The organism is Pseudomonas sp. YA1, assembly GCF_058680555.1.
This window is the reverse complement of the sequence record NZ_JBZWBG010000029.1, coordinates 68827-75453: the sequence shown is the minus strand read 5'-3', so window position 1 is coordinate 75453 and position 6627 is coordinate 68827. Positions and strand designations below refer to the sequence as shown.

General features: G+C 68.1%; 6 protein-coding genes. 2 read left to right on the top strand and 4 right to left on the bottom strand.

From position 1 onward, the window contains the following. The coding region (locus tag AC4OR5_RS29575; RefSeq protein ID WP_033974581.1) for a hypothetical protein at positions 1-138 on the top strand (138 nt) is incomplete at its 5' end. A gap of 95 nt (positions 139-233) precedes the next feature. Beyond that, positions 234-1124 (top strand): LysR family transcriptional regulator, encoded by an 891-nt coding sequence (locus AC4OR5_RS29570; RefSeq protein ID WP_009313318.1) that lies wholly within the window; start codon positions 234-236, stop codon positions 1122-1124. On the opposite strand, the gene AC4OR5_RS29565 is transcribed toward AC4OR5_RS29570, so the two are convergent. The 4 genes from AC4OR5_RS29565 to AC4OR5_RS29550 form a co-directional block, all read right to left on the bottom strand. After that, entirely contained in the window at positions 1111-1722 is a 612-nt protein-coding gene (locus AC4OR5_RS29565; protein ID WP_058152069.1) for a LysE family translocator, read from the bottom strand. The two genes, AC4OR5_RS29570 and AC4OR5_RS29565, sit on opposite strands and share 14 nt — an antisense overlap. 282 nt (positions 1723-2004) lie before the next feature. After that, complete coding sequence (locus AC4OR5_RS29560) at positions 2005-2673, bottom strand: TIGR04211 family SH3 domain-containing protein (RefSeq protein WP_003104779.1); 669 nt, start codon at positions 2671-2673, stop codon at positions 2005-2007. A 436-nt stretch (positions 2674-3109) separates the two neighbouring features. Next, positions 3110-4417 carry an NtaA/DmoA family FMN-dependent monooxygenase gene (locus tag AC4OR5_RS29555; protein ID WP_003104777.1) on the bottom strand — a complete coding sequence of 436 codons (1308 nt, stop codon included), beginning with the start codon at positions 4415-4417 and terminating at the stop codon, positions 3110-3112. A 67-nt stretch (positions 4418-4484) separates the two neighbouring features. Then, positions 4485-6569: a TonB-dependent receptor gene (locus AC4OR5_RS29550; protein ID WP_058160493.1), complete on the bottom strand. Its 2085-nt coding sequence runs from the start codon at positions 6567-6569 to the stop codon at positions 4485-4487. Between the last annotated feature and the right edge of the window lie 58 nt (positions 6570-6627).

Sequence of the window (6627 nt, the reverse complement as noted above, 5' to 3'; positions counted from 1 at the left end):
ATGATCGAGCTGCTCAACGCCCTGACCGCCTACGCCAGCGCCGAGGACCAGCACATCCGCGCCCTCGGCAACTGGCAGACCTCGCGCCTGCGACTGGCGGCGAGCCTCGGTCGCCTGGGCTTCTGGAGCCTGCGCTGAAAAGCCCGGAAAGCGCCGCTGCCCTCTACCTCTCGCGCTTGTCCGGCTGGCCGCCATCGCGCAGGATGCACCCAGCCCCCGCGACGAGAGACCGCATGATCGACGACATCCGCTACCTGATCGTATTCGCCAAGATCGCCGAGACCGGCTCCGTCTCCGGCGGCGCCGAGGCGCTGGGCCTGAGCGCCGCGACCGCCAGCCTGCACCTGTCCAGGCTGGAACGGAACCTGGGCCGTGCGCTGCTCTACCGCAACAGCCGCAAGCTGTCGCTGACCCAGGACGGCACGCAGTTGCTGGACACCGCCCGCTCCATGCTGGAACTCTACGAGAAGGGCTTCATCGAGTTCCGCCAGCGCGCCGTCTCGACCCGCAACAGCCTGCGCATCTCGATGCCCGCGGTGTTCGTCAACGGCGACTTCACCCGTCACCTGGCAGCCTTCATCGAGGAGCATCCCGACCTCGACCTCGGCATCGCCTGCGACGACAGCCGCCACGACATCATCGGCGACGGCATCGACATCGCCTTCCGCATCGGCGACCTGCCGGACAGCTCGCTGAAGGCCCGTCACCTGTTCCTGCTGCCGCGCCAGGTAGTGGCGGCGCCGGCATTCCTGGCCCGGCACGCGCCGCTGGAACACCCGCGCGACCTGCAGCGGCTGGAATGGATCGGGCTCGGCATGCGCCCCGACAGCCGGCTATTCCGTCATGCGCGGGACGACGAGGAGGTACGCGTCGACTACACCCCGCGGGTGCGCGTCGACAGCGTCGAAGCCTCCTGCCGCCTGGCCCGCCTCGGCGTCGGCCTGGCCGCGCCGCCGACCTACCTGAGCGACGAGCCGATCCGCCGCGGCGAGTTGCGCGCGGTGCTGCCGGAATGGCGCCTGGAGCCGTTGAAGGTGTATGCGGTGTGGCCGCCCAACGTACCCGCCAGCAGCATCGCCTATACCCTCATCAATCGCCTCTACGACGCCTTCAACCCGAGCTAGCGGCGAGTTGCAGGTAGAGCATGTAGCCGGCGGTCAGCACCAGGGTGCCGCCCATCGCCCGATTGAACAGGCGCACCCGCCGGGGGCTGTCGAGCAGCAGCGCCACGCGGTCGCCGAGCAGTGCCCAGGCGGCCAGCGAGAGGTAGCAGACCACCAGGTAGATGGCCATGAAGACCAGCAGCGGCGCGTGCGTGCTCGGGCTGGCGAACAAGGCCACGCCGGAAGCGCAGGCGATCCAGGCCTTGGGATTGAGCCATTGCAGGAGCACGCCCTGGAAGAACCCGGGGACCCCGTTTTCCTCAAGGGCCAGGCGTGGATCCGCGGTGGCGATGCGGTAGCCGACATGGGCGATGAACGCCGCGCCGGCCATCCCCAGGTAATCGAAGAAGCGCGGGTAGGCCTCGATCGTGCGGACGAACCAGAAGCCGACGAAGGCCAGCAGCAGGACGAAGCCGAGGGTGGCGCCGCTGACGAACGGCAGGGTCCGGCGGAAACCATGGTTGGCGCCGGAAGCGACGATGGTCAGGTTCACCGGACCGGGGGAAATCGACAGGCTCAGGGAGAACGCGCCCATGGCGAGCAGCAGGGCTAGCGGCATGGGTCGGACTCCCCGGTCGGGTTGCGGGCTGGCTGGTGCGGGGCGGGCATGGGTTTCCTCCGTAGGCTCCTGGCGGGGCGCGACCGAACGGGTTGCGCCGCTGCCCGGAACGCTACAGGGAAAGCCCACCGACATTAACGGGGCAAGGCTCAAGGCTGGTTTTGATTTTCCGCGCTTGACGACTGCGCCGGGCGGCTGACGCCTCAGCCCTGGTCGCGCTTGCGATACAGCCCCGCGGCCGGCGGGGCTTCCTTTACGAAACGCAGAGACGCGGGCGGAGGCTCAGAACCACTTGTCGTTGCGCTTGCGCCGCACCCGCAGCAGCGACGGCAGGATCAGCCCGGCGAACAGGCCGGCGCCGGCGATGCTGCCGCCGTAGACCATGTAGCGCATCAGCACCTGCTTGTTCTCGTCGCCCAGTTGCGCCTGCACCGCCCGCAGGTCGGAGCGGGCCTTGCCGAGTTCGGCGTCCAGGTTGCTGCGCGCCGCCTGCAATTCGTCGATCAGCTTCTTGCGCGTGTCGAGGGTTTCCTGCATGCCCTGCACGCGGGTCTTCCAGGTGTCGTTGATGCCGTCCAGCTCGGCGGTCAGGGCGGCCACCTTCTGTTCCAGTTGCGGCAGACGCTCGGCCTGGCCGGGAACCTCCTGCAAGTCGCGGCTGGGAATCCACACGGTGCTGCCGTTCTCGCCGCGCACCTGGCTGTAGTTGCCCTGGGTGCCGAGCAGCTCGACCTTCTGCCCGGAGGTGAGCGTGCCGACGATGCGATAGCCGTCGGTGGGGCCGCTGCGCACGAAAGTGGTCAGGCTGTCGCTCACCCAACGCGCGTTGCCGGTCGCCTCCTCGGCCTGCGCCGGAGCGCCGGCCGCCAGCAGGCCGCCAAGCAGGCAGGCTCCGATGACGCGGTTCTGGAACGGGGAAAGAGCGGCGGGGATGCGACGGGATAGGGACATGGCAATCTTCACATGGCGAGAGAACGAAACCCGCAAAGGGGAGCGAAAAAGCCGGCCAGTCGAATTGTTATGGACAAGCGCGCGACCGGGACGGGGCTACCGCATGGCCAAGGGCCATGTGCCTGGCCCGGTTGGGCCGACGGCTGACAGACAGCGCTCGGGGCGATTGAGTTCACTCGTTTCCGCAGGAATGGATGGATGGTTGTAACAGCAGAATGCCAGGCCTGCCGACGGCCAGCGCTGCCCAGGCTGCGACCTGTCCGGATGATCCCCGGGGTACGACGGTATCTACGCCAAGGCAGAGGCTCCCTCGCCTGTACCACGCCCCACCGGTCGGATGGCGTGCTGCGATACAGCGGGCCCGTCAGGCGGCCAACCGCAGGCGGTCACTCGCTCGCCATCGCCGCCAGGTCGCGGCCGTCGCCGGCCCTTTCCATCATTCCTCCGCCAGGTGCCCGGCGAAGGTAGTGGCGCTGTAGCGCTCGCGGAACAGCCCCTTTTCCACCAGGCGCGGCACCACCTGTTCGAGGAACAGCCGCAGCGAGCCGACCGAGCCTCCCGGCGCGGCGATGAAACCGTCCATGGCGCCGGCGGCGGCCCAGTCGACGATCTGCTCGACGGCATCGTCCACCGTACCGATGACCTGCCAGTGCGCCGCGGAAACCACCTCGGGGCGCAGCAGCAACTGGTCCAGGCGTAACGTCTCGCGCTCGATCAGGCGCCGCAGCAGGTCGGTGTGGGTGCGGCTGCCGGGGTTGGCCACCGGCGGCGGCAGGTCGGCCGCGGAAATCGGCCGGTCCAGCGGCCAGTCGCTGAGGTCGAGGCCGAGCATCTGCCTGATCGTGGCGAACTTGCGCGCGCGGTCCAGGCGCGCGTGGGTCTGCATGAAGATTTCCCGCGCCTCCTCGCGGCTCTCCGCCAGGTACAGGCTGAAGCCCGGCAGCAGGCGCACGTCGCGCGGCGAGCGACCGTGGCGTTCGGCGCGGCGGGAAAGGTCGCGGCGCAGTTCCAGGGCAGCCTCCTTGTCCGGGGTCGGCGCGAACACCAGGTCGGCCACCGAGGCGGCGAAGTCGCGCCCGCTCTCGGAGGCGCCGGCCTGCACCAGGGGAATCCGCGCCTCGCCGAAGGCCGGCAGGTTGAGCGGTCCCTTGACCTTGAGGAATTCGCCGTCGTGGTCGACCGGGTGCACCCGGGAAACGTCGGCGTAGCGGCCGCTCTCGCGGTCGACCAGGAGTGCCTCGCGGGGGAAGCTGTCCCACAGGTCGTGCACCAGCCGGGTGAACTCGGCGGCGCGCGCGTAGCGCTGCTCCGCATCGGGCATCGCGTCCAGGCCGAAGTTCTCGTGGCCCTGCAGCGCGGTGACGATGTTCCAGCCGGCGCGGCCGTTGCTGATCCAGTGCAGCGATTGCAGCTGCCGGGCCACCACGTAGGGCGGATAGAACGTGGTGGAGACCGTCGACACCAGGCCAATCCGCGAGGTTTCGCGGGCGACCGCGGCAAGCAGTACGGTGGGATCCAGGCTGGCGAAGCCGGAGCCGGTCTCCAGCACGTCCAGTGGCAGGCTGCTGACGTCCGGGCGAAACACGAAGTCGAGGTGGGCGGCTTCGGAGCGCCTGGCGATGTCGACGGCGAAATCGCTGCCGAAGATGCCTTCGATATTGCTGTCGGGGCGCCGCCAGGCATCGCCGCTGAGCCAGGTGGGGGCCAGCGACATGCCGATGTGCAAGCGTTTCGGGGTACTCATCGTGCCAATCTCCTGTATGGGCTCTGGGGCTGGGCCGGCCCTGCGCGGGGCCGGCTTCTCGGGGCGCCTAGAAGGTGCCCTTGATGCCGATGCCGAGGGTCCGCGGCTGCGTCATGCTCGCCTCGATGCCGCCGATCCCCCGGTTTTCCTGCATGTAGGTGGGCGAGCGGTCGTCGAACACGTTCTTCACGTAGCCATAGAGCTGCACCTGGTCGTTGAAGCGGTAGCTGGCGCGGGCGTCGGTGAGGGTGTAGGCCTTGATCGAGTAGGCCTTGGTGTTGGCGGTGTCCGAGTAGTAGCCGTCCAGGTAGCGCACCTGGGCGTTCAGGTTGAGGCGCTCGGTGACGTCCCAGCTCGGTCCGAAGCTGAGGGTATAGCCCGGCGAGCGGGCGAACTCGTTGTGCTCGTAGCCGGTATTGCCGGACATCTCGTCGATCCGGGTGCGTAGCACGCCGGCGCTGGCCTTCAGCCGCAGGTCGTCGCGCAGGCGATAGTCGAGGTCCAGCTCCATGCCGTAGGCGTGGGCCTTCTCGGCGTTGATGGTGTACGACTGCGCCACCCCCGGCGAAACCACCACCGGGATGTTGTACTGGGCGTCCTTGAAATCCATGAAGAACAGGTTGCCGTTCAGCAGCAGGCGGCCGTCGAGCAGGCTGGCGCGGGTGAACAGTTCGTAGTTCCAGATGGTTTCTTCCTTGAAGTAGGCCCAGTTGCGGGTGGTCAGGTTGAGCGACACGCCCCCGGGGTTGTAGCCGCGGCTGACCAGGCCGCCGACGGTCCAGTCCGGGGTCGCGGCGAAGGCCAGGGAGACTTTCGGCAGGAAGGCCGAGAAGGTCTTCTGGTAGTCCAGCGGACGCGGCGCCAGCACCGAGTTGCCGCTGCGCTCGATGCGATCCTCCTGGTAGCGCAGGCCGGTGGTCAGGGTCCAGCGGTCGCTCAGGCGGTAGTTCAGCTCGCCGAACACACCGAGGTTCTTCTTCGTGTCGTCGAAGGCCGACAGCCCGCGCAGGTGCAGTGTCTCGTCGGTGCGGGTGCGGGCGTAGTAGACCCCGCCCATGCCACTGATCCGGTCCTCCTGCTCGCCGAAGCTGACCCGCGATTCGTTGGAGGCGTTCTTCTGGCGGATGTCGGCGTCGCCCTCGCCGCCCGCGCCGGTGGTGCGGTGCACCGAGGACAGCGAGTACTGCGCCTGGTTGAACAGGCGGATGCCGTTGTCGAGGTCATAGGCGACGTCGAGGATGCTGGTGTTGGTGTCCTGCTCCCAGCTGGGCATGGTGGTCGAGCGATGGTCGAGCTTGTCGAACGGGCGGGTCGCCGCTTCCTGGGTCGGACGGTTGCTGTCGTTGTGGGAGAAGGTGAACTTGCTCTCCAGGCCCGGAATTCCGCTGGGCAGCCAGAGCAGCTTGGCGCGCGCGTTGAGGGCGCGGAAGTCCTGGTCGGTGCCGCTGTCCTGGAACTTCGGGTTGTCGTAGTCGATGAAGGTGTCGCGGCCCGCGTAGTCCACCGCCAGGCGCCCGGCGAAGTCCTGCGCCAGCGGGCCGGACACTGCGATCGAGCTGCGCCGCGAATGGTAGCTGCCGATCTCCGCCTGGTAGGCAGCCTCGGGGCTGAAGGTCGGGTCCTTGGTGTTGACGATGATCGCCCCGGCGATGGCGTTGGCGCCCTGGGAGGTGGTCTGCGGGCCGCGGAACACCTCGATGCTGTCGACGTCCCAGACCGAGGTCGCGCCGAAGAACATCTCGTTGTAGTTCAGGTAGTGGCCATCGAGGTTGATCGTCGCCCGCGGCACTGTGCCGCCCCAGAACACGTTCTGCCCGTTGTTCGGGCCCTGGGTGTCCTGGCCGCGGATGATCGGCGCGCCCACCGAGTCGGTGTAGACCACGTTGGGACTGCCATTGATCACCTCGGCGACCGAGGCGTTGCCGGTCTGCTTGCGGTCGATGTCGCGGGCGCTGGTGAGCGATACCGAGGACGCCGTGTCCTTCAGCGAGCGTTCACGTTTCTCGCCGGTCACGACCAGCGCCTTGAGGGCGGCGGGTTCGTCCTCGGCGGGCGGGTTTTCCCGGGCCAGTGCCGATGGCGAGGCGAGCAGGGTGGACAGCGTGACGACGCCGATTCCCCGGTTGAGCGTGCGGTGCGTGCGGGCGTTCAAGGATCTTCTCCAAATGGGAATGACTCTCTTTTCCATTCAGGCTATCACGTCACCAGAA

Excerpts from the sequence above, each read along its gene's own strand:
- AC4OR5_RS29565 (WP_058152069.1), bottom strand. The coding sequence starts at position 1,722 with ATGCCGCTAGCCCTGCTGCTCGCCATGGGCGCGTTCTCCCTGAGCCTG.
- AC4OR5_RS29555 (WP_003104777.1), bottom strand. The coding sequence starts at position 4,417 with ATGAGTACCCCGAAACGCTTGCACATCGGCATGTCGCTGGCCCCCACC.
- AC4OR5_RS29570 (WP_009313318.1), top strand. The coding sequence starts at position 234 with ATGATCGACGACATCCGCTACCTGATCGTATTCGCCAAGATCGCCGAG.
- AC4OR5_RS29560 (WP_003104779.1), bottom strand. The coding sequence starts at position 2,673 with ATGTCCCTATCCCGTCGCATCCCCGCCGCTCTTTCCCCGTTCCAGAAC.